The following is a 23,191-nucleotide window of genomic DNA, read 5'->3' on the forward strand; positions in this document are numbered from 1 at the left end:
ACCAACACCTATTTTGTGGGTGATATGGCAGAGCATATTGATGGTATCAGTGAGAGCTGCAAGGCAGCCGGCAAGGATCTGGCGGTGATGTCGATCAGCATGGACGCAGATGATCTGTTTGATTCTGCCAAGGGCATCTATGTAAAGGGAGATACTTTTGACAAGGCACTTAAGGAGTATCTTGACGGAGGCGGTAAGGTTGACTGGGACGCATCCGATCTTTGCCGGAGCTGGATGCTAATTATAAGCAGAAGGGTAAGGGCTGGGAGCGCAGCACCCATATCGATTATTTTGAGAGCAACGGAACTGATACAAAGTGCCAGCTTCAGCAGGATTGTGGTATCCGTATTCAGGGTAACTATTCCCGTTCTGATTACCAGAAGAGTTTTCGTCTCTATGCAAGACAGGATTATGGTCCAAAGAACTTCAAGTATGCTTTCTGGGACAATGCGAAGGATGATGAAGGAAATGTGATCGACAAGTACAAAAAGATCGTTCTTCGTAACGGCGGTAACTGTGCATTTACGACAAAATGTTCCGATTCTTACTGGCAGTCATTGCTGGAGGACTTAAATTGTGATAATCAGAGTGCCCGTCCGTGTGTGGTTTATCTGAATGGCGAGTACTGGGGTGTTTATGTACTACAGGATGATTTCTGTGGTGCCTATATGGAAAACAAGCATGGTGTCAATAAAGATAACGTTGTGATCTATAAAGGTGATGCAGAAGCAATCCAGCCACTTGGCTATAAGCTGGATGAGGGTGAGCTCCCGGAGGGAGTGAAGGATGAGGATTATTATTTTAAGGATCTTGAGAGTTTTATGAGCACACATTCCAGTCTGGAGAATCAGTCCGATTATGATGAATTTGCGGCGATGGTTGATGAGGATTCCATGATTGATTATTTTGCGACAGAAGTATGGATCAATAATAAATGGGACTGGCCGGGAAAGAACTGGTCGATGTGGAAGACAACGGCTAAGGATGATACCAATCCATATGCGGACGGCAAATGGCGTTTTATGGTATATGATGTTGAGTTTGGCGGCATAAGCGGTTCCGGTGATGCATCGGAAAACACGATCAGGAATTCCAAGCTGTTAAAAACAGGAACGGCAGACGAGAAATCGGTTAACCATGATAAACCTCATGTCAGAAGCTTTGCACTGATGATGACGAATAAGAATTTCCGGGACAAGTTCATCGCACGTCTTGAGAGTTTTACCAATGGCATGTTTGAAAAGAACCGTGCGACAACAAGGCTCGATCAGTTTAAGGGAATGTATCAGCCAATTCTGGATCAGTCTTCGAACGTTTCAATACCTTTAATGGCATGACGGCAGACAAGGCGATCAATGGAGAAAGTTGGAACACATACGGATCACTTCAGGCAATCCGTGAGTTTTTGAATGGAAGAAGCAATCAGATCCCGAAGATTGTAAAATATGTCCGTAATTATTACGGAGATCCCGCTGATGTCAGTACATCACCAAAGCCGACGAATGACCCGTCCACCGTACCAACACCGGCTCCGTCGGCAGCACCAAGCCAGGTCCCGGCACAGCAGACAGCGTCTCCGGTATCAACGCAGAATCCGTCCGATATCAGTAGTAATGCGCAGGCTGGTGAGAGTAAAGAGACATTAAAGGATGGCACGGTTGTGATTCGGACTACGGATGCAAAGGGTAAGGTGACAGAGACAAAGTATCAGACGAAAGCCGGTATTTACCGGTTAAGCAAAGATAACAGTCTGTGTTATCTGGCGAAGAACAACGCTTTTCTCAAGAATAAGACATCTGTGACGATCAAGGATACCGAGAAGATCAACGGCAAAACACTGAAGATCACAGCGGTAGAAAAGGGAACTTTTAAGGGACTTGGCAAGCTGAAAAAGGTAATGATCGGAAAGAATGTAACCACGATCGGAGATGATGCATTCTCCGGCTGCAAGAACCTGAAAAAGATCGTGATCAAATCAACACAGCTAAAGAAGGTCGGCAAAAATGCGATCAAAGGAATTGCAAAGGGAGCACAGATTACATGTCCAAAAGCAAAGAAAAAGGCTTATAAAAAGCTTTTTACGGCAAAAGCCGGCTTTGTGAAAAAAACAATGAAATTAAAATAATACAGAGGGCAGCGGCACCGCACAGTTTTAGCCGCAGGGGAATACCTTTGGAACCGAACATTATTAAAATGGCAGGACTTATTAAATAACGTCCTGCCATTGTCCGATATAAATACCATACGGGGAGGAGGCGGTAACGTGAAACCTGCAGGGGATGCAGCAGAGGAAAAACTGGCAGATCTGGTGCGACAGGCCAAAAGAGGCAGTCGGGAAGCTTTTATGGAATTATATAAGCTCTTTTATCATGAATTATATGCGTATGCATCCTATATGCTTCGCCATCCACAGGATGCGGAGGATGTGGTTTCCGACACGATCGTAGCGGCATTCGAATCGATCGGAAAGCTTCGGGATGTATATCGCTTTCGCCAATGGTTGTTTAAGATATTGTCCAACCAATGCAAGAAGCGGAGAAAGTCCTACGCGGAGCGCAACCGCCGTCATAACCTGGACTTTCCGGGAGAGGAACAGAAGGATGTGTTTTCCGGGGTCAGTGACGGTCGGGATATGGAGAAGGAGGCAACGGACCGTGAGTGGATCCGGCAGGCCTTTGAGACGTTGTCGGAGGAAGAACGCTATATCGTTAATTCATTTCTTTTTGGCGGATACCGGGGAGATGAGATCGCACAGAGTCTGGGGATAGGCTCCGGTACACTGCGGTCAAAGTACCGGCGGGCATTGGCTAAAATGAAGAAAAAGCTGGATGAGTGAAAGGAGGCGTCGTGATCATGGAAGAGCAAAATGGACTGGAAAGACTGGCATCCCATCGGATTCAGGGCGTGCTCCCAAAGAAATATCATATGGAATACCGCTCGGGAAGTGAGTCGCTTGTTGAGGAGCAGTCATTAAAAGAGGTCGAGGAAATGATCCTGGCTGCCGGTGAAAATATCGATGTGCCGGAGAGCTTACAGCCGGACAATATGAGCCGGAAGCTGGAGCAGATATATGTCCGCAAAAAGCAGCGCCAAAGACGTCTTGCAGTCTGTGGAATATGCGTTATAATATTGATTATTGCAGTAATTGTATTTTTGATCGTGAGGGGACTGTGATGGTGCTGTAGCGGGAAATGGAGATTATGAATGGAAAAACGTAAAACAATAGGGATATTTTTGGAGGGAGATGACGTTCTCCAGGAGGGCTTGATCGCCAATGCTTTAATTGGGGAAGCGCAGGTGAAGGACTACAATATATTGATGTATCACAGTCTGATGAAAAAGCCGTCGTATGAGCAGGGATGTGTATCGGATGATGTCGCCAAGGGCGAGGGTGCGATCTATCAGCTTCCGGATTATCATATTTTTGACGGTGTGGTCATTCTGGGAGAGGTATTGCGTCCGGATGTGACAAGAGAGATCATTCGCCGTGCAGCAGAAGCAGATGTGCCGGTGATCGATGTCAATGATGTGTACGATGGCTGTTACCAGATCGGATATAATGATACGATCGGTATGAAGGAAATGGTACTGCATCTGATCCGTGAGCATGACTGCCGCGATATCTATTTTATGTCCGGATTTAAGGGCAACAAAGAATCCGAGGAGAGAGAGGCGGCATACCGCAGTGCTCTGGAGGAGGAAGGAATTGAGTTTCAGCGGGATCATGTCGGCTATGGACAGTTCTATATGCAGGCGGCGGATGTGATACAAGAGTATCTGGAATCGCATCCGATGCCGGATGCGATTGTGTGTGCCAACGATACCATGGCGATGTTTGTCATTAAGTATCTCAATGACAATGAATATCAGGTGCCGGAGGATGTGATCGTCACAGGCTTTGATCACACGAAGGAAGCCTCGGAGTATCAGCCTTCCATTTCTTCTGTGGAACGTTCCCTGCGTAAGTCCGGCGTGGAGGCGGTAAGGCTTCTGGAAGCACTTTGGTGCGGAGAACAGGTTCCACAGAGAAGTCTGGTTCCGGCACATCTGGTACTGAATCAGAGTTGTGGCTGTGTAGAACATACGAAGCTGGATCTGAACAGGATTAATCAGGAGAAATTAAAGGACATTGTGCGCAGGGATTTGTTTATCCATCATCTGACCGAATTCTGGCGGGATGTTTCGCCGAAGGAGTCTGTGGAGGAAGTGCTTGAGGTCATTTGTGATTATCTGGATTTCTTTGGATGGAAGGAATTTCGTTTCTGTCTTTGCGATGATATTATTGATCAGGGTGGTGGCAGAAGCAAACGGATCCATGGGTATTCACAGAATATGACTCTGGTAACCTGCAGACGGGGAGAACCGCTTTTGATGGAACCTGTGTTTTATCCTGATATACTTCCGGATATTCCGTTGCAGGGGGAAGAACCGGCACATGATATTTTTGTACCATTGTATCTGAATCAGCGTACAGTTGGTTATCTGTGGATATCGACGGATTATTGTATGCAGGAAACACCTATGGTATATGCAATGTTGACGGTTATGAACAGCTCGGTTATTGATCTGTGTCTGTTGAAGGAGAAGGATTCTCTGGTAGAAAAGCTGGACAGCATGTATGTGCGTGACGAGTTGACCAAGCTTTATAATCGTTTTGGCATGAGACGTTATGTGGAGAAGATCCTGCAGGTAGCAAAACGCGATGGAAAGCACATTATGTGTATTGAGATGGATCTGGATGGTTTGAAGCGGATCAATGATACCTATGGTCATGATGCGGGAGACAATGCCATTGTGCAGATTGCCAATGCGATGCGTCAGGCATCAGAGCGCAGAGAGGTCTGTATACGAAGCGGTGGCGATGAATTTCTGGTATTTGGAATTGCCGAAAAGGAAAGTGATGCAAGATCATTTATCCGCAGAGTGGAGGATTGTCTTGATGAGTATAACAGCCGGAATCAGTGGCCGTATCAGGTTGCGTGCAGTTGTGGATATTATGTACGCCGTGCCAGTGAGATCAATTCTCTTGAGGAGATGGTGACAGAGGCAGATAAGCTTCTTTATATGGTCAAGGCAAGAAGGCGGACGACACGGACGTCATAAGTCGCTATCATGTCTGTTTCGCGGACAGAGAAAGCAGAACTTTAATGTATATAAAAGGCCCCCGCAGACGTGACAGAATGTGTCACCGGTCTGCGGGGCTTGTATCATTTAATTATCCATGAAGACAACCGGTTTGATTGGTATGTATCAGACTAGTATACATAAATCTTAAGCTTGGAAGCTTTTGCTTTGACAAGAAGGGAGCGGTAAGCGGATTTCTTACCGGATGGAACAACAACGTAGCAGCCACTCTTGACATAGCGGAATGCGTTACTGTTGATCTTTGTGATCTTTTTGGAGTTGATGATAACGGCTTTTAATTTCTTGCAGTTTTGGAATGCCTTTTCGCCGATAAATGTTGTTTTGGCAGGAATCGTAACCTTGCGCAGGGCAGAACATCCGGCAAAGGCATATTTTTTGATTGTTGTTACACCGCTTCCGATTGTGACGGAGGTTAAGGATGTCATCCCCTGGAAGGCATATTTTCCGATGTAGGTGACATTTTTGCCAACTTTGACGGAAGTCAGAGCCTTGTTGTTTTTAAAGGATTTTTCGTTGATTCCCGTAACGAGGTAGCTGGTACCCTGCCATGTAACACTTGCAGGAATTGTAAGGCTGGTTTTAAGCTTGCCTTCTGCACTAAGTCCACGGACTTTAACCGTTGCTTTGGCAGTTCCGTCTGCGACAGCGGTAACACTGTAGATGTAGTTGCCTGTTGTGAAACGATCACCAACCTTTAATGCTGCATTTGTTGTGATACCTGCCGGCGTTGTGGTTGTTACAACTGCCGGCGGAGTTGCTGTTGCAGCCGGTGTGATCTTGGGCGGCTGTGTTGTTGCGGTACTTTCCGGCGTCTTTGTCTCCTCGGGTGTGTCTGTGACATCCGGTGTCTTGGTGGCTTCGGATGTTTCCTGCGGTGCATCGGTGACATCAGGAGTGTCAATACCACTGCCGGAGGTAATACTTGCTACAACTGTAGAACCATCATTTTCCGCGGCTGTCTGGTTTGGCAGGCTGCTGATCCCTGCACCGGAGATAACCAGTGCGGCACTTAACATCATTGCGATTACTTTTTTCTTCATTTGAATCCCTCCAATTTCTTTTTGATGTTGCATATCTTAACAGGCAGATAAGTCATTTTTCGGACAAAATTATGGCAGATCCGGCTCAATTTTTTGTCAGAAAAATGACAAAGCATCTAGGAATATTTCGGTTAGTTTGGTATAATTACATATGTAGTGCAAATCGAATCATTATGAAGGAGGTAACTATGAAGAAGCGATTTATGGGGAAATGGTTTTCCTTCGCTTTAGTTCTGGCGATGCTTATATCCCTGATGGGGAACTCAGGCGCACAGGCAGCTAAGGCACCGAAGATCAGCAAGAAATCAGTTACCGTTACGGCTGGAAAGTCAGCCACGGTAACAATTAAGAACAAGCCTTCAGGGGCGAAGATCACCTGGAAGACGAAAAACGCGAAGATTGCCACTGTTAAGAACGGCAAGATCAAGGGCGTGAAGGCAGGAAAGACGACAGTCACTGCCCGGGTTGTTTACAAAAAGGGCAAAAAGAAGATTACAAAGAATTTTCAGGTAAAAGTAACCGTGAAAGCAGCGAAAAACGCTGCGACACAGGTTCCGGCGACACAGGCTCCGGCAACACAGGCTCCGGCAGCATCTGCACCTGCCCCGGCTGCACCGACTGTGGCACCGTCCGCTTCCACTGCACCGGTTGTAACTCCTGTTCCGACAAAGGCACCGCTTCAGTCGAGAACACCGGGTCCTTCCTATGGAGTGAATGAGTCCAATCTGACGGACGAGCATACATCTGCCAACGGCATTACCACAAAGGATAATGGTCTCATGAGAAGAAATCTTACTGCGCAGGATATCACACCTGTCATGGGGCTTGGCTGGAATGTCGGAAACTCTCTGGAGCAGACGCTTGCAAAGAGCTGCACCGCTCTTTCCGCAGAGGAGCAGGCAAAGCTGACGGACGAGCAGTGGGTAACCGGTTACGAGACCAATGCAGATAATGTAGTATCCACACAGAAGCTTTTCGACGGACTGAAAACATACGGCATCAACACCGTCCGTATTCCGATCGCCTGGACTAATATGATGCAGGTAGTCAAGCAACCGGACGGAAGCAATTATTATAAGATCAACGATGCATACTTTAACCGTGTTGAGGAGGTTATGAACTACTGTCTCAACAATGAGATGTATGTCATCATCAATATCCATTGGGACAACGGCTGGTGGGGCATGTTCGGAGATAAGGATCCGGCAGTCCGCGCAGAGGCATGGAAGAAATACGAGGACATGTGGACACAGATCGCAAACCGCTATCAGGAGTATTCTGATCATGTGATCTTCGAGGGCGGCAATGAGGAATTGGGCGAACGTCTCAATGATGACTGGACCGGCGGAAGCAAGCAGACCGGTACACTCACACTTGAGGAGACCTACGAGGTTGCAAATAAGATCAACCAGACCTTCGTCAACATTATCCGCGAGTGCGGTATTAATATGGACGGAACGACCAACAACAATTACGATCGTTTCCTTCTGATCCCGGGTTATGACACAAACCTGCATCAGACCTGTGGAGACAAGTATTCCGATAAGGTTAAGAAAAATAACGACAAATTAACCTTCACAATGCCGGAGGATGTTAGTGACAACGGAATCAGCAAACTGTTTGTTTCCATTCATTACTATGATCCTCTCGGATGGGGAATTGCAAAGTCCTCTTCCTCAAGCTATGAGACACCAAAGGGAACCTCTAATTTCAAGGATACCTGGGGTTCTGAGGAAGATTATGCGGCAATGCAGGAGGATTTCGATGCAGTCAATACCGCTTTTACCGAGAAGGGCTACGGCGTGATCTTTGGTGAGTTTGGTGTTGTATCTGTTAACAAAGACGGCATTGCAGATTATTTCCGCCAGTTCTTCAAGAGCTGCCGGCAGTATGGCATGGTTCCGGTTATGTGGGATGAGGGAACATATGTAGACCGCTCCGGTACCGGCAATAAGAAAAAGGCATATTTTGTCTATGATGATATTGGACAGGTATTTGCAGAGATCACAGGATCGACTCCGAGCATCTCAGCCGATGCACTGAAGCTTACAACACACACAGGTATCCCGGAGAATCCGGTATCTGCCAATCAGGATCCACTTGTTGTTGCAACCTGGGACGGTGATTTTATGAGAAATACAACCACCTCTGCTTCTGTTGATCTTAATGAGATCCGCGGCGTATTCGGAGAACAGTTTATCGGACAGTATAACGGTCAGGAGGTCGGAGGCTACTGGAATGCGGGAACCACGACCATCAATGATAAATTTGAGGGACTTACCCTGGAAACATCATGCTCAAAGGAATGGTGGCATGCACATTACCAGTTGAGTGACTGGAGCAAGATTGAGAAGCCATGCGTGCGTATCACCATGCACAATGACGATATCAGTCAGTCTGCAGACCTTCAGCTTGTTTACACCGATCCGTCGATCATTGTCAATGAGAACGGTGCGGCATGGCGTTATGAGAAGGACTTTGCACAGGTTATCTATGAGACCGATGAGAATGGCAAGGTTAAGACAGATGACAAAGAGCGTGCAATCGTGAAGAGAGATGCCGATGGAAATATGGTATTAGCAGATACCGCATGGATCGGTAAGGTATTAAATCTTGATAAGAATGCGCTGGAGGCATATCCGGTACTTCTTCTTACTACGAATAATTACCTTGGCGTTGATTTCGTCAAGGTTGAGATCTGCGACGCTGCATACAATGCAGACGGTACACCGTTTACGGAGGAAGCAGACAACTAATATTGTGACGGCACAGGTGTTTCATATACAGTGATCACACTAACAAAACCCGGTATTTTGAAAGGAAAAGTTCTTTTCGGAATACCGGGTTTTTATGATTTGACATACGTTAAAAAGAAAAAAAGCGAAAATTTGTCAGAATTGTGTCAAAATTTAAGAATTATTTAAAGATATTGAAACGATTGTATGGTACTCTAAGCGTAGAGTATGTATTATCAGGAAGCTTATGGAGTAATACATGCACAGTTTTGGGAAAGGAGGGGGAACCTTGGAGAAACCGGAAACAGAAAATAAAGGGGAACCGCGCAAGTGCGTTATTGATGTCAAAGACCTGTATAAAATCTATCCGATCGGCAAGAATGAGGTGCGTGCGCTGAATGGTGTAAGTTTCCAGGTGTATGAGGGAGAGTTTTGTGCCATTGTCGGTGCATCGGGCTCCGGTAAGTCTACATTGCTGAATATGCTTGCAGGACTGGAGAAGCCTACCAAAGGTCAGATCATGGTGGCAGGTGAGCGGATCGACAAGTACAAGGAGAACAGACTCGTACAGTTTCGCAGGGAGAAGATTGGATTTATTTTTCAGTCCTTCAATCTGATCCCGACCATGAACGCGGTCGAGAATGTGGCATTACCGCTGGTATTTCGTGGCGTTTCCAAAAGCGTCCGCATGAAGCGTGCCGGAAAGATGATCGATCTGGTCGGACTGAAGAAGTACCGTCTGCATAAGCCGAACCAGATGTCCGGCGGACAGCAGCAGCGTGTCGGTATGGCAAGAGCACTGGTGCTTAATCCGAGCATTGTATTTGCGGATGAGCCGACAGGAAATCTGGATTCCAAGACATCGGCAGAGATGATGGAACTGATGCGCCATGTGCTCAGTGAACACAACAAAACTCTTGTTATGGTTACACATGACAATGATCTGGCGGCACTTGCCGACAGACAGATTCGGATCAAGGATGGCAAGATCGTCGAGAATGTACAGGATTGATGAAAAGGGGAATCTGAATGATCCAGAAAATGGAGGATAACATTTTGAAAAAGAAAAAATTATTACTGGCAGTGCTTCTTAGCCTGGCAATGGTGACGAGCGTGGTGCCTGGACAGAATCTGAAAACAGCGTGGGCTGCAGGTGAGGGGGATGAACAGGGAAACACCGGTAGTCTGGTGGGTGATGACGGTATGCAGAGCGAGGTTATAAACGGCAATGCGGCAGACATCAGCTTTTCCAATGTAAGCGTATCCGGCAGTAAGGCAGGCGGTAAGGTGAATGTATCCTTTACCGTGACCGGTAACAGGAACAGCAAAAAGCACTATGATATAGAGAATATTGAGAAGATATATCCGGTATTAAATGACAGCTTTCCGTTTGTTATGGATAACGAAGCGTACCGTGTGACAAACGGCAGCGGCAATTCAGTCAGCTGCAGCTATACCTTCCGGGCAAAGGATAATCTGGACACAGCATACTATATGGCTGGCTTTACGGTAGTGTATACCAGAAAGGCTGTCGATGGAAGCCAGACAGCGTATGACAGTGAGTACAGCCTCAATAAAAATATCAGCGTCAAGCTGACAGGAAAACCAAAAGCAACCGAGAAGCCGGATGTGAAACAGGATGCGAAGGATGCAGACATTTCCCTGAAAATGCGCAATACTCCATATGGTGTTTACGGAGGAAGCTGTGCGGTATCGTTTGTGGCAAGCAGTAAGAAATATGCAATCAAGAGCGTTGTTCCGGTGATCGACAACAACTTCCCGTTTGCAAGTACCACCGACGCTTATAAGGTGATCCGTTCTGCAGGCACGAGGAATTTATCCTGCAGCTACAATTTCAAGGTGAAGAATAACGTATCCACAGGATATCAGGGTGTGGTATTCCGGATCGGTTATCTGAAGAACGGTCAGGCAGTGACCGAGGATAAGACCGTCAATATAGAGCTGAAGGGAAAGACACAGAAGAACAAAGCCGACAAAGGTAAGAAGAGCACACCTCGCGTGATGGTATCCGGTTTTACGACGGATGTGAAACAGGTGCGTCCAAACGGAAAGTTTCTTCTGACATTAGAGCTTCGTAACAATGCAAGCCAGGCAGTACATAATATCAAGCTGACTATGTCTACGGAGAACGGCGAGTTTCTGCCACTGAGTGGTGCAAGTACAGCATATCTGGACAGCATCGCCGCCAAGTCTGCGGCAAAGGTTTCCTTCTGGATGAAGGCGGCAGCCGGCTTAAGCTCCAAATCTTATCAGGTAACCGTAAAGACAGAGTATGAAGATGGCAGAGCAAACGGCTATAATGCAGAGGATCATGTTTCTATCCCTGTCGTACAGAAGGATCGTATCAGTCTGACAGATGTGGTTCCGCCGGATATGCTCAGTGTAGGCGGCACAGGAGATCTGTCCTTCTCTATCAATAACCTTGGCGGAAGTGCGCTGAACAATGTATCTGTAATCTGTAAAGGAAAGGAAATCTCCTGTGAGAAATCCTTTGTTGGTAACATTGCAGCCGGAGCAACCGGTTATGCTACTGTGACGCTGAATGGTGATCAGGCAACCGCGGATGACAGTGACGGCACATGCACGATCATCGTAAAGTATGAGAATGCTTCCGGTGAGACGAAGAAATATACCGAAAAGACAAATGTATATGTAACTGAAGAGATGGACGATGCAGATATTCCGGCAGGGGATACAGAGGATGTACAGGCAAAGAAGGGGATTCCGCTTGCTGCAAAGATTGCCATTGGCGTGGCGGCAGTTATTGTGATTATCGTCATTGTTCGGGTGATCGTGAAGAAAAGACGCAAGAAAAAAGAAGAGGAGTTGATGGACGATGAGCTTCTATGATCTTATGACCATGAGCATGGGGAATCTGTGGCGCAGAAAGCTGCGTACCGTTCTTACCGTGCTCGGCGTACTGATCGGAACGACTTCCATCGTGGCGATGCTCTCTCTGGCATTTGGTATGAAGCAGATGATCATGGATGAGTATGCAAGTATGGGGTCGGTGACACAGATTATGATCAGCGGCGGCGGAGGCGGGGATATGGATTCCTCGTCGAGTCAGACAGATACCTCCACGATGCTGACAGAGACAAACATGCAGATGTTTCAGGATATGGAGCATGTCAAAAATGTCCTTCCGCAGCTTTCCTTTGATGGCAATATGCAGAGCGGACGTTATTCCGGTTATGGAAATCTGATCGGTGTAGATCAGAGTATTCTTGATTCCCAGGAGTTAGAGAAGGGAGATATCCCACAGAAGGGAAGCGCCGGTACGCTTCAGGTGATCGCAGGCAATCAGATCCTGACCGGGTTTGGATATGTTCAGGGAGACGAGTATGTGGATTATTACTCTACCGGAGAGCTCCCGAATATTGATCTGATGACACAGATCAGAGTACTTCAGGTATATAACGAGCAGGCAGAAACTGACGTTGACATGCAGACAGATAACGGAGACAGTACAGGGGATGACTCCTCCGATGGAGGCAATACAGACAGTACAGGGGACGATGCTGTGGCACAGCCGGTTGAGGATAACTCTATGCTGAACTTCCGGATCAAGGTGGCAGGGATTCTTGCAGGAGGTGTTGACGAGTACAATACCTACAGTAACAGTCTGTTAGTGAATATCGACGATCTGAAAAGTTATCTGACGAAGAACTTTGGAAAGGGCAATATTCCGGGACAGCCAAAGCCGAATGGCAAACCGATGAACGAGTGGGTTTATAGCACTCTGGTCGTTGATGTGGATGATGCATCCAATGTAGACAGTGTTATGAAGGATATTCAGGATATGGGCTTTAGTGCCAGCAGTAACAAGGATCTGCTCGATTCTGCACAGAAGAATCTGCAGATCGTAGAGCTGGTACTGGGCGGAATCGGTATGGTGGCATTTCTGGTAGCAGCGATCGGTATTGCCAATACAATGATGATGTCAACATACGAGAGAACGAAAGAAATCGGTGTTATGAAGGTACTTGGCTGTGACATGCGTGATATCCAGAAGCTGTTTCTGGCAGAAGCAGGATTTATCGGACTGATCGGAGGTATTGTCGGACTTGGACTGACTTGTGGCGTCTCGGCGCTGATCAATCATTTTGCGGTGTCGATGGGAGGCATGAAGGGTAATATATCCGTTATTCCATGGTGGCTTGCACTGGCAGCAGTGGCATTTTCTACCCTGATGGGAATGGTTGCCGGATATTTTCCGGCACGCCGTGCCATGAAGCTGAGTCCGCTGGCGGCGATCCATACTGAGTAAGGAAAGCTGTTGTGGGCGGGGTCAGGAATGCTTTGGGGAACTGCCGAAGCATTTCTTCCAGGCACGGAAGAACGTAGAATAATTGTGGAAACCGCATTCGTAGCACGCCTGAGTGGCGGGCATACCGCCGTTGATATATTCTCTGGCGAGCAGCAGCCGCTTCGTTGTGATATAAGAACCGATGCTGCGACCGGTTTCCTGCTTGAAGGAATGCATCAGATAGTATTTACTCACATAGAACTTATCGGCAAGGGTGTCTGCAGTGACCGGCTCCTGCAGATGCGTGTTGATATATTCCAGACAGTCAAGGATCTTGGTGTTTGACGTGCTTGTCTCAAGAAATTCCAGATTATGGGACAGAGCAGCACGATTCAAAAAAATCATAAACTGTAAAAATAACAGGCGCTGGGAAAGCTCCTGTGCATACTCCTCAGGGTGTGCATAGGAAGCCTCCAGCGCCTTTAGTGTATGATAAATAGAACTTCCCTTAAAATAAGGAATACGCAGAACATGAGCGTTTGCTCTGGCGGCAAGCTCAAAGCACTGATCCAGAGTATAGTCTTTGCCGGCATATTGAGCAATAAAATCAGGAGAAAGGTATAAAATGATCCGTTCATAGGTAGAATCTGAATGTATGACCGGGCGGTGCAGCTCACCGGCGCGCACAAGCACAACATCGAACGGTTTCAGATCATAGCTCTTTCCCTCGATGGTGTAGCTGACATCCCCCCGCAGAAAGATCAGGATCTTATTGAAATCATGATAATGAAAGGTGAAATTCTTCTGTGTGTTATCCTGCAGATGAAATATTTTAAAATTGCTTTTCAGATAGCCGGTTTTTAAGTGTCGTTCAAAGGAAGGGGTGTCGTTATAATTCATACTTATCATTGTTACGCCTTTCTGTAAAATAGGTTTCAAATTGTGACGCACCAAGGTGCCGTTTTCGTTAGTATAACGCAGTGGAATCCGAATGAAAAGAGGAGCCGGTGAATTTGTGGTATGAGCAAGGTGAAACGAAGTTTGACGTGATAACATTTTCTTATGAAAAAGGTATGTAAAATCTATTGACCCATGCTTCGGAATGTAAGATAATAAGGGCGGATAAATCTATATGAAATGGAGAGAGAATGTATGAGAAAAACAAAGATTATATGCACACTTGGACCATCGACAGACTCGGATGAAGTCATTGAACAGCTGATCAATGAGGGAATGAATGTGGCACGTTTTAATTTCTCCCACGGCTCCCATGAGGAGCACAGCAAGCGTATGGAGAGACTGCGTCGTATCCGTAAGAAATGCGACAAGCCGGTGGCGATCCTTTTGGATACCAAGGGACCGGAGGTGCGTCTGGATACCTTTAAGGAAGGTAAGACTTTGTTAAAGCGCGGTCAGAAGTTTACACTGGTCTGCGGCGAGAAGGTCGATGGTGACAATTCTCACGTTGGTGTGACATATGATCATCTCTGCGAGGATGTCAGTGTTGGCGCGCCGGTTCTGATCGATGACGGACTGGTCGAGCTGGAGGTTACTGCGATCGTAAGGAATACGATCGAGTGTGTTGTCAAGAATGAGGGCGTGGTATCCGATCATAAGGGTGTTAATCTTCCGGGTGGTCATGTGAACCTGCCGTACTTAAGTGAGAAGGACCGTTCGGATATTTTGTTTGGTATCAAGAATGATGTCGATTTCATTGCGGCATCCTTTGTCCGTACGGCATTTGATGTCAAGCTGATCCGTAATCTGTTAGATGCCAATGGCGGCTCCGATATCAATATTATCGCCAAGATTGAGAATGCCGAGGGCGTTGCCAATATCGATGAGATCATTCGTGAATCCGATGCGATCATGATTGCCAGAGGCGACATGGGCGTGGAGCTTCCGGAGGAGGAAGTACCGGTCGTACAGAAAATGATCATCAATAAGGTATACGAGGCAGGCAAGCAGGTTATCATTGCAACACAGATGCTTGATTCCATGATGAAGAATCCGCGCGCGACCAGAGCGGAGACCGCGGATGTTGCCAATGCGGTTTATGACGGCACAAGTGCGATCATGCTTTCCGGTGAGACAGCTGCTGGGAAGTTCCCGGTAGAGGCTCTCAAGACGATGGTGCGCATCGCAAGCAGAACAGAGCAGGATGTAGATTACCAGAAGCGTTTCTACAGCCGGGCAAGACAGGCGAATCCTGACGTGACAGATGCGATCTGCCATGCAACCTGTACAACGGCATACGATCTGAATGCGAGTGCGATCGTGACGGTCACGAAGTCCGGTCGTTCTGCCAGAATGATCTCAAGATATCGTCCGGCATGTGATATCATCGCAGGAAGTACCTCTGAGAAGGTCTGCCGTCAGCTGAATATGTCGTGGGGGGTATCTCCGTTCCTTGTTGAGGAGAAGAATGATGTATTTGAGTTATTCGATCATGCGATCGAGGTTGCCAAGGTGCATGGTGTGATCAAGAGTGGTGACACGGCGGTTATTACCTCCGGTGTGCCGGTTGGAATCTCCGGAACGACAAATATGATCAAGGTGGAGACCGTTCGATAGGAAATACAGTAATAAATATGCATTCATAAAAAGATGGTGCAGGAAAATAATCAGGGGCGAAACCAACGTTTTGCCCCTGATTCGCACTATATTATAAGAATGTTATGTCAAAAAAAGAATTACTGTGCCTGCTCTGCCTCATATGCCTCACGGACTGCTTTGGCAAGTTGATCACCACAGGAGGTATTCTTGAAACCACACTTGATCCCCTTGACCTTGGATTCGATCCAGTCAACGGTCTGACCGTCAACCAGACGGGATACGGCTTTGAGGTTGCCGTTGCAGCCGCCGGTGAAGGATACGTTGCTGATCACATCTCCGTCAATGTCAAAATGGATCTCTGAGGAGCAGGTTCCGCTTGTCTTATATATATAGTTCATTGTAACATCTCCTTTATCTGAAAGAATAATTTATGAAATCATACAGACTTCACGACTGTAGTGATGATAACGCTTCTCTCATGACTTTGTCAATAGAGTCGTTAATAACAAGGTCAGCTTTGCTGTCCGCCGGGGTGGAGGATTTGTTGATCAGAACAAGGTGTCTGCCGTGAAAATAATCGATCAGACCGGCTGCAGGATAGACAACAAGAGAGGTTCCGCCGATAATCAGCGTATCTGCTTCGGAGATTGCCTGAATGGCACCGGTGATCACATCCTCGTCAAGTCCCTCCTCATAGAGGACAACATCCGGCTTGATCACACCGTGACATTTCGGGCAGAGAGGGATTCCCTTCGCCGCCAGAATGAAATCTGCGTCATAAAAGCTGTGGCATTTCGTGCAGTAGTTGCGAAGAACGGAGCCATGCAGCTCATACACGGTTTTGCTTCCGGCAGCCTGATGCAGTCCGTCAATATTCTGCGTGATGACCGCCTTTAACCTGCCCATTTCCTCCAGCTTTGCAAGAGCGATGTGACAGTCGTTTGGCTCGGCATCTGGGTAGACTAAGTTCTTTTTATAGAAGTCAAAAAAGTCATCCGGATAGCGCATGAAAAAGGAATGGGACACAAGCTGCTCCGGCGTGAAATTCCTGCCGAGCTTTTGACTGTACAGTCCGTCAGAGCTTCTGAAATCCGGGATTCCGGAAGCAGTAGAGACACCGGCTCCCCCGAAAAATACGATGTTGTCGCTTTCCTGTAAGATCTTTGCAAGCTGTGCTGTTTTGTCGTCCATCAGCACGCCTCCTTTCCTGAAAAGTATGCCGGGTTTAAAACGCATATGCATTGTTCTTTAAGGGTTCTCTGATCAAAGTGTAGCATAAAATTTTTAAAAATAAAATGGTTGCATTTTTTGAAAATTGTGCTATTCTAATAAAAGATAATACGTTGAAGAGACGAGTACATGGCATGCGTGACTACAGAGAGGGGCAGACCGAACGGTTGCTGGAACTGCCCTATTCACAAAGCGATGGAAGACCAGCTCTGAGTGGCTTTAATACAGCCCGGTCGACACCGTTACCGTCACAATGAAGGTGAGATCAGCATACGGATCACGACAGACTGCTTTTTGGTGTAGCATATGCCTTTGGTTGAGAGCTTCCGGATGATTTCACGAACGAGGGTGGAACCGCGTGATGATATTTACGCCCCTTCTGGCATTGTAATGTGTCAGGAGGGGCTTTTTTGTGCATGGAAAGTGCTCATAACGTGGTGGAAAGAGCAAACGCCGGTTTGCCTTTTATGTTGAAATATCAGTCCCTTTTGACAAAGGATTCAAAGACGGATCTTCTGACAGCGCTGCTTCAGGAGCCTCCGGAGTACACAGCAGCGCAGAAAAGAGGGAATCATGAAAGTAACATTAAAAGATGGCTCCTTTAAGGAGTATGACCAGCCAATGTCCATTTACGATATCGCTTTGGATATCAGCGAGGGACTGGCAAGAGTAGCATGTGTGGGAGAGATTGATGGTGAGGTCAAGGATCTTCGTACCATTGTAGATAAGGATTGTACCCTGAATATTCTGACCTTCGATTCGGACGAGGGAAAGAAAGCATACCGCCACACATGTGCGCATGTACTGGCACAGGCAGTAAAGAATCTGTATCCGGATGCAAAGCTGACCATCGGACCGGCGATCGACAACGGATATTATTATGATTTTGATCTGCCAAGTCTTGACAGAGATGCACTGGATGCCATCGAGAAAGAGATGAAGAAGATCATCAAGAAGGGCGACCGTCTGGAGCGTTACACATTGTCCAAGGATGAGGCGATCAAACTGATGACAGAGAGAGATGAGCCATACAAGGTTGAGATGATCAAAGAGCATCCGGATACCGACGAACTCAGTTTCTATCAGCAGGGAGATTTCATTGAGTTCTGTGCCGGACCACATCTGATGAGTACAAAGCCGATCAAAGCATTTAAGCTGACCTCTTCTTCCGGTGCTTACTGGAGAGGCGATGAGCACAATAAGATGCTGACCAGAATTTACGGAACAGCATATACAAAGAAAGCAGATCTCGAGGAGTATCTTGAGTATCTTGCAGATATTAAGAACCGTGACCACAACAAGCTCGGTCGTGACATGGACCTGTTTACAACCGTTGACGTTATCGGACAGGGACTTCCGCTGTTTATGCCAAAGGGCACAAAGATGATCCAGAAGCTGCAGCGTTGGATCGAGGATCTGGAGGATAATGAGTGGGGCTATGTCCGTACCCGTACACCACTGATGGCAAAGTCTGATCTGTACAAGATCTCTGACCACTGGGGTCATTACAAGGAGGGAATGTTCATTCTTGGCGAGGACGATGAGGATGAGAATGGAAACAGTGTTTCCGGTCGTGATATCTTTGCACTTCGTCCAATGACTTGTCCATTCCAGTATTATGTATATAAGGCACGTCAGAAATCTTACCGAGATCTCCCATATCGTATGGGTGAGACATCGACGCTGTTTCGTAATGAGGATTCCGGCGAGATGCATGGTTTGACTCGTGTTCGTCAGTTCACGATCTCAGAGGGTCATCTTGTTTGTACCCCGGAGCAGATTGCAGACGAGTTTAAGAACTGTGTCCGCCTTGCTAAATATTGTCTGGAGACACTCGGTCTGGAAGAAGATGTCACATATCGTATGTCCAAGTGGGATCCGGAGCATCCGGACAAGTATCTTGGCGATGCTGCTGAGTGGGATCGCGTCGAGGGTGCTATGCGTGAGATTCTTGATGATATTGGTCTGAGTTATACGGAGGAAGCCGGAGAGGCTGCATTCTATGGACCAAAGCTTGATATCCAGGCAAAGAACGTGTACGGAAAAGAGGACACGATGATCACGATCCAGCTCGATATGTTCCTTGCAGAGCGTTTCGATATGTATTATATTGATCAGAACGGAGAAAAGAAGCGTCCTTACATTATCCACAGAACTTCTCTGGGATGCTATGAGCGTACACTGGCATGGCTGATCGAGAAATATGCCGGCAAGTTCCCGACATGGCTGTGTCCGGAGCAGGTTCGTGTTCTTCCGATTTCTGACAAGTATATGGATTATGCAGAGAGTGTACTGGCAGACCTGAAGAAAAACGGCATCGATGCAACGGTTGACGGCCGTTCCGAGAAGATCGGTTACAAGATCCGTGAAGCACGTATGGACAAGCTTCCTTATATGTTGGTAGTCGGCGGCAAGGAGGAAGAGGCGGGTCTTGTATCTGTCCGCAGCCGTTTTGCCGGTGATGAGGGTCAGAAGCCTCTGGCAGACTTTATCAACGATATCTGTCAGGAAATCCGTACCAAGGAGATCCGTAAGGAGCTTCCTGAGGATGAGAAGAAATAATTTCGAATACTTGACGTTTCGTGTCTGCTGTATACACGTTCGTTTAATGCAGTAAATGAAAACGGATATTTTCACATGATTAGTGGGAATATCCGTTTTTTTTAAAGCGCAAAATGCCCGGGGGACATATTTTTTCAAAGTGCGGTCTTACAATATGGTAAAAGGGAAAAAAGTATACAGTAAATATTCTAATAAGGTCAGGGTGAGGTTTTCATAGGAAGTGTTTCCGCTTAAGTTTTTTAGAGATTCTGCCGATGTACATATCAGAGCAGTTGTTGTCAAAGGAATGGCAGCAGCAAAAGTGTTGCCGGCACATTACTGTGCGGGCGGCAGGACAAGAACTGGAAAGGTGAGCGAAACATGAACGTAAGTGATATCATTGCACAAAGCACCACCAACACAGGCAGGGGGAAAAGCATATTTTCTTCCGGCTCCTTCTTAAATATCGGGAAGCGCGGTCAGGTGGTTCAGGGCGTGGTCTCCAAGGTAGCGGATAAGGTTTCCATCAGCTTTAACGGCACGGAGGCAGCAGTTCCGTTGTCGTCAGTACAGAATGCCACGGAAGGCGAAACGAGAAGTTTTAAGATCATGGAAGTATCGAAGGATAAGATTGTACTGAAAGAGGTTGGTACAGAGGCCTCCTCCGGAAGCAGGGCAATGACGGGAACAACCGTCGGCACATCTTCGTATTCCTTTGCTGATCATCTGAGTGATGCCGGGAAGCTTTCCGAGGCGAAGCAGCAGGCGGGACAGAATATCGCCGTGCTGACAGGAGAAGATTATCAGAATATGGAATCGGAGCAGGGAGCTCTGGAGGAATATAAAGCATCTGCACTGGACCGGGCGGTGGAACGCCATAAGGAGAGACGCGAGTGGCAGCAGGAGAGTGCAGAGCGCAACATTGAAAACAGCAGACAATTTCAGGAGAATATCAAGACACTGCAGGAGCAGGGAGTTACACAGCTGATGAGCCCGGAGGAGATTGAAAATGCTCTTCGCGAGGCTGATCTGCCGATTACAAAGAGCAATGTGGCAAGAGTGGCATCGGCGGTTCAGATGGCTCAGATCGTGCCGGAGCTGTCGCAGGATGCGAAAGCATATCTGCTTGAGAATCAGATGGCACCGACGATTGAGAATCTCTATCACGGACAGTATTCGGCATCCGGGGCACTGACTTCTTCCATGGCGGACGAGGAGGCATGGCGGCAGCTTCAGGGTCAGATCGCAGAGCTTTTGCAGGCAGGAGGTCTGCCGGCGGATGAGACAACCTTAGAGCAGGCAAAGTGGCTGTTTGCCAATGACATTGCCGTGACTCCGGATAATGTACAGACACTGCAGACGTTAGATGAGCTGTCGGAGGAGCTGACACCGCGGAAGCTGTTAGATCAGATCATTTATGCGATGCAGACGGGGGCGATGCCGGAGCAGGCGACTCTGGATGACCGGCAGATCGTGATTGCCAGACAGGCATTAAACAGCTTGGCAGAAATCACGGATGAGGATGTGGTCAAGACTGTCCGTAATATGGGACAGAGCGAAGTGACGTTACAGCTTTTGGAACAGGCGGTTCAGCAGAGAAAGCAGAGTGATGGGACAGCCGTACAGACCGGACAGCTTTTGGCTGCGGATGCAGCCGCAGGACAGAGCGTTGCGGCAGTGAATGAGACAGTTACCATGACGAGACGCCAGCTTGAAGAGCTGCGGTTAAGGCTGACAATTCCGGCGGCTGTCCGGATGGAACAAAAGGGCATTGATATTGAGGTGGCACCGTTAAAGGAACTGGTTGATTCCTTGCGGCAGCAGGAACGGACGGATTACCGGCAGCTTATGCCGGGGACGGAGATTTCCGATGAAATGCTTGACCGCACGGAAGAGGTTCTTGACAAGGCATCACAGATCAGTGCAGCACCGGCATCAATGCTCGCGATCGGAGTCAGACAGCACAGCCTTTTGACAATGAATGTGCTGCATCGGGCGGCAGTCAGTGCGGTCGCGCAGACGAGACAGTATCAGGCGGATTATGAGGCAGTGGGCACGCAGGTGCGGACGGATCTGGGAGATTCGATTCAGAAGGCATTCCGGAATGTGCCGGAGCTTCTTACAGAACTTGGTATGGAGGATACGCAGGCGAACCAGAGAGCTGTCCGTATTTTGGGATACAACAGCATGGAGATCACCGAGCAGAATGTAACACAGGTGAAGGAGTTAGATGCACAGGTTGGAGCAATCCTTGATCAGATGAAGCCCGCAGTTGTATTAAAGCTTGTGCAAAGCGGAGAGGATCCGTTAGATCTCCCGCTGCAGGAGTTGGAGGATAAGCTGAACGGCATCTCAGATGCACAGGATATTTCTTCCGAGGAACGCTATACCAGATACCTGATGAGAATGGAGCAGGATCAGAACATTTCCGAGCAGGAGAGGGAAGGCTACATTGGAATCTACCGTCTGCTGCATCAGGTGGAAAGTTCCGATGGAGCTGCCATAGGAAGTGTTATGGAAGCAGGCTGGGATATGACACTTCGCAATCTGCTGACAGCGGTCCGGACAGAGAAACGAAAAGGTGTCGATGCAAAGGTGGATGATCAGTTTGGCGGTCTGTCCGATATTCAGTACAGTTCTAAAAGCATCACGCAGCAAATAGATCAGGCATTTTCCGATGAGAAGGGCTCAAATGCCGGTCAGGAAAACCGGGACGAGACGCAGGAATATTATGAGCGTCTGAATCGTCAGCTTCTGCGTGAGATCACACCATCGGCAGTGCAGACCGTCAGTGATGGTGATTTGGAGCATTTGCTGGATCAGTCACTGGAAGTATTTCATGATGCGTTAGATCAGACAGAGCCGGATCCGGAGATTGAGAAGCAGCTTTACAGCCAAATGGCACAGGAACTGCGGGAAACAATCGAACAGAGTCAGGATAGTGTCCGGTATCTTGGACAGCTTGGCATCCCGGATACTGTTGTTAATATTCAGGCGGCAGAGCTTTTGTTAGAACAGAATTATGATGTCTATCATCAGGTGTACGAAAAACGGGACAGACTATCTGTAGATAAACAGCAGGAGCTTGCCGATGCGATGGATGCCATGTACGACAGTCTGGAGGATGCGGAACACATACAGCAAAGCTATGACAGACTGGAGACACTTATGGAAACCGTACTGGCGCGTTCCTATGAAGCTCCGGCGATCACCGGTGAAGAGCTGCGTGGCTTAAAACAGCTTCAAAACGGTATGCTTCTTCAGAGAAGCATGGCGCGCAGGCACAGCTATGATGTGCCGATCGCAGACGGTGACAGTGTGGCAACCATGAATGTCACGTTGATACAGGGAGGAGAGGACTCCGGAAGAGTTCAGATCTATATGCAGGAGCTGTCTGCGGAGCTGCGGATCCAACAGGGCGAGGTAAAGGGACTGTTCCTCTGTGGAGATCGGGAAATGTATGAGCAGCTGTCCGGAAAAGCGCAGGATCTGATTGCTTCACTGGAGGAAAACGGTTACCCGGTGAAGAACATTTCCTACAGCATGAATCCAAAATCACGGCTTGACACCATGAACACTCCTGCAGGGGAAAAGGAACCGGCCACAGCATTATATAAAGCAGCAAAGCTGATTGTTAAGCATGTGATAAGAAGTACCGGACAGGAATAGCCCGT

The 23,191-nt window shown here is 47.6% G+C and carries 17 protein-coding genes; 13 read left to right on the forward strand and 4 right to left on the reverse strand.

The annotated features are described in order from the left end of the window. The first annotated feature begins 221 nt into the window (after nucleotides 1-221). The 5 genes from DXA20_RS09795 to DXA20_RS09815 all read left to right on the forward strand — a co-directional run bounded on the left by DXA20_RS09795 (nucleotide 222) and on the right by DXA20_RS09815 (nucleotide 5,103). On the forward strand, nucleotides 222-1,337 hold the full coding sequence (locus DXA20_RS09795; RefSeq protein WP_158577196.1) for a CotH kinase family protein: 1,116 nt from the start codon (nucleotides 222-224) through the stop codon (nucleotides 1,335-1,337). Further along, nucleotides 1,334-2,125, forward strand: coding sequence for a leucine-rich repeat protein (locus DXA20_RS09800; protein ID WP_118560451.1), 792 nt, complete (start codon nucleotides 1,334-1,336; stop codon nucleotides 2,123-2,125). Before DXA20_RS09795 ends, DXA20_RS09800 begins: the two co-directional genes overlap by 4 nt. A gap of 138 nt (nucleotides 2,126-2,263) precedes the next feature. Then, on the forward strand, nucleotides 2,264-2,836 hold the full coding sequence (locus DXA20_RS09805; protein ID WP_158577197.1) for an RNA polymerase sigma factor: 573 nt from the start codon (nucleotides 2,264-2,266) through the stop codon (nucleotides 2,834-2,836). Between the two features lie 17 nt (nucleotides 2,837-2,853). Continuing rightward, nucleotides 2,854-3,174 carry a hypothetical protein gene (locus DXA20_RS09810; protein ID WP_118560455.1) on the forward strand — a complete coding sequence of 107 codons (321 nt, stop codon included), beginning with the start codon at nucleotides 2,854-2,856 and terminating at the stop codon, nucleotides 3,172-3,174. 30 nt (nucleotides 3,175-3,204) lie between these two features. Further along, nucleotides 3,205-5,103 carry a diguanylate cyclase gene (locus tag DXA20_RS09815; protein WP_118560457.1) on the forward strand — a complete coding sequence of 633 codons (1,899 nt, stop codon included), beginning with the start codon at nucleotides 3,205-3,207 and terminating at the stop codon, nucleotides 5,101-5,103. A gap of 152 nt (nucleotides 5,104-5,255) precedes the next feature. Here DXA20_RS09815 and DXA20_RS09820 read toward each other — a convergent pair whose 3' ends face one another. Then, nucleotides 5,256-6,185, reverse strand: coding sequence for a leucine-rich repeat domain-containing protein (locus DXA20_RS09820; RefSeq protein WP_158577198.1), 930 nt, complete (start codon nucleotides 6,183-6,185; stop codon nucleotides 5,256-5,258). Between the two features lie 188 nt (nucleotides 6,186-6,373). Between DXA20_RS09820 and DXA20_RS09825 the strand changes: the two genes are divergently transcribed. The 4 genes from DXA20_RS09825 (at nucleotide 6,374) to DXA20_RS09840 (ending at nucleotide 13,211) form a co-directional block, all read left to right on the forward strand. Then, complete coding sequence (locus DXA20_RS09825; RefSeq protein WP_158577199.1) at nucleotides 6,374-8,941, forward strand: cellulase family glycosylhydrolase; 2,568 nt, start codon at nucleotides 6,374-6,376, stop codon at nucleotides 8,939-8,941. 268 nt (nucleotides 8,942-9,209) lie between these two features. Then, nucleotides 9,210-9,932 (forward strand): ABC transporter ATP-binding protein, encoded by a 723-nt coding sequence (locus DXA20_RS09830; RefSeq protein ID WP_243100611.1) that lies wholly within the window; start codon nucleotides 9,210-9,212, stop codon nucleotides 9,930-9,932. 17 nt (nucleotides 9,933-9,949) lie between these two features. Next, on the forward strand, nucleotides 9,950-11,791 hold the full coding sequence (locus DXA20_RS09835; RefSeq protein WP_118560463.1) for a COG1361 S-layer family protein: 1,842 nt from the start codon (nucleotides 9,950-9,952) through the stop codon (nucleotides 11,789-11,791). Then, nucleotides 11,778-13,211, forward strand: a complete 1,434-nt coding sequence (locus tag DXA20_RS09840) for an ABC transporter permease (RefSeq protein ID WP_118560465.1) — start codon at nucleotides 11,778-11,780, stop codon at nucleotides 13,209-13,211. The genes DXA20_RS09835 and DXA20_RS09840 overlap by 14 nt, the downstream gene beginning before the upstream one ends. 21 nt (nucleotides 13,212-13,232) lie before the next feature. On the opposite strand, the gene DXA20_RS09845 is transcribed toward DXA20_RS09840, so the two are convergent. Further along, the gene (locus DXA20_RS09845; RefSeq protein ID WP_243100612.1) at nucleotides 13,233-14,099 is read right to left on the reverse strand and encodes an AraC family transcriptional regulator; all 867 of its coding nucleotides are present in this window, start codon (nucleotides 14,097-14,099) and stop codon (nucleotides 13,233-13,235) included. A 243-nt stretch (nucleotides 14,100-14,342) separates the two neighbouring features. Between DXA20_RS09845 and pyk the strand changes: the two genes are divergently transcribed. Continuing rightward, a complete protein-coding gene (gene pyk, locus DXA20_RS09850; protein ID WP_022306489.1) occupies nucleotides 14,343-15,764 on the forward strand; it encodes a pyruvate kinase in 1,422 nt (473 codons plus the stop codon). 119 nt (nucleotides 15,765-15,883) lie between these two features. Here pyk and DXA20_RS09855 read toward each other — a convergent pair whose 3' ends face one another. Continuing rightward, nucleotides 15,884-16,144 carry a TIGR03905 family TSCPD domain-containing protein gene (locus tag DXA20_RS09855; RefSeq protein WP_022306488.1) on the reverse strand — a complete coding sequence of 87 codons (261 nt, stop codon included), beginning with the start codon at nucleotides 16,142-16,144 and terminating at the stop codon, nucleotides 15,884-15,886. A 49-nt stretch (nucleotides 16,145-16,193) separates the two neighbouring features. After that, complete coding sequence (locus DXA20_RS09860) at nucleotides 16,194-16,937, reverse strand: NAD-dependent protein deacylase (protein WP_022306487.1); 744 nt, start codon at nucleotides 16,935-16,937, stop codon at nucleotides 16,194-16,196. Nucleotides 16,938-17,392: 455 nt separating this feature from the next. Here DXA20_RS09860 and DXA20_RS09865 point away from each other — a divergent pair, with 455 nt between their 5' ends. The 3 genes from DXA20_RS09865 (at nucleotide 17,393) to DXA20_RS09875 (ending at nucleotide 23,186) form a co-directional block, all read left to right on the forward strand. After that, nucleotides 17,393-17,581, forward strand: a complete 189-nt coding sequence (locus DXA20_RS09865; RefSeq protein WP_022306486.1) for a hypothetical protein — start codon at nucleotides 17,393-17,395, stop codon at nucleotides 17,579-17,581. Next, nucleotides 17,550-19,538 (forward strand): threonine--tRNA ligase, encoded by a 1,989-nt coding sequence (gene thrS / locus DXA20_RS09870; RefSeq protein ID WP_022306485.1) that lies wholly within the window; start codon nucleotides 17,550-17,552, stop codon nucleotides 19,536-19,538. Before DXA20_RS09865 ends, thrS begins: the two co-directional genes overlap by 32 nt. 360 nt (nucleotides 19,539-19,898) lie before the next feature. Next, nucleotides 19,899-23,186 (forward strand): DUF6240 domain-containing protein, encoded by a 3,288-nt coding sequence (locus DXA20_RS09875; RefSeq protein ID WP_118560467.1) that lies wholly within the window; start codon nucleotides 19,899-19,901, stop codon nucleotides 23,184-23,186. Nucleotides 23,187-23,191: the final 5 nt, after the last annotated feature.

The sequence above is a fragment of the Roseburia sp. AM59-24XD genome (assembly GCF_003478445.1).
Taxonomy (GTDB): Bacteria; Bacillota; Clostridia; order Lachnospirales; family Lachnospiraceae; genus Jutongia.

What these genes read in the sequence shown, in the direction of transcription:
- DXA20_RS09800 (WP_118560451.1), top strand. Translation starts at nt 1,334, where the DNA reads ATGACGGCAGACAAGGCGATCAATGGAGAAAGTTGGAACACATACGGA.
- DXA20_RS09810 (WP_118560455.1), top strand. Translation starts at nt 2,854, where the DNA reads ATGGAAGAGCAAAATGGACTGGAAAGACTGGCATCCCATCGGATTCAG.
- DXA20_RS09815 (WP_118560457.1), top strand. Translation starts at nt 3,205, where the DNA reads ATGGAAAAACGTAAAACAATAGGGATATTTTTGGAGGGAGATGACGTT.
- DXA20_RS09820 (WP_158577198.1), bottom strand. Translation starts at nt 6,185, where the DNA reads ATGAAGAAAAAAGTAATCGCAATGATGTTAAGTGCCGCACTGGTTATC.
- DXA20_RS09825 (WP_158577199.1), top strand. Translation starts at nt 6,374, where the DNA reads ATGAAGAAGCGATTTATGGGGAAATGGTTTTCCTTCGCTTTAGTTCTG.
- DXA20_RS09835 (WP_118560463.1), top strand. Translation starts at nt 9,950, where the DNA reads ATGATCCAGAAAATGGAGGATAACATTTTGAAAAAGAAAAAATTATTA.
- DXA20_RS09840 (WP_118560465.1), top strand. Translation starts at nt 11,778, where the DNA reads ATGAGCTTCTATGATCTTATGACCATGAGCATGGGGAATCTGTGGCGC.
- DXA20_RS09845 (WP_243100612.1), bottom strand. Translation starts at nt 14,099, where the DNA reads ATGATAAGTATGAATTATAACGACACCCCTTCCTTTGAACGACACTTA.
- pyk (WP_022306489.1), top strand. Translation starts at nt 14,343, where the DNA reads ATGAGAAAAACAAAGATTATATGCACACTTGGACCATCGACAGACTCG.
- DXA20_RS09855 (WP_022306488.1), bottom strand. Translation starts at nt 16,144, where the DNA reads ATGAACTATATATATAAGACAAGCGGAACCTGCTCCTCAGAGATCCAT.
- DXA20_RS09860 (WP_022306487.1), bottom strand. Translation starts at nt 16,937, where the DNA reads ATGGACGACAAAACAGCACAGCTTGCAAAGATCTTACAGGAAAGCGAC.
- DXA20_RS09865 (WP_022306486.1), top strand. Translation starts at nt 17,393, where the DNA reads ATGGAAAGTGCTCATAACGTGGTGGAAAGAGCAAACGCCGGTTTGCCT.
- thrS (WP_022306485.1), top strand. Translation starts at nt 17,550, where the DNA reads ATGAAAGTAACATTAAAAGATGGCTCCTTTAAGGAGTATGACCAGCCA.
- DXA20_RS09875 (WP_118560467.1), top strand. Translation starts at nt 19,899, where the DNA reads ATGAACGTAAGTGATATCATTGCACAAAGCACCACCAACACAGGCAGG.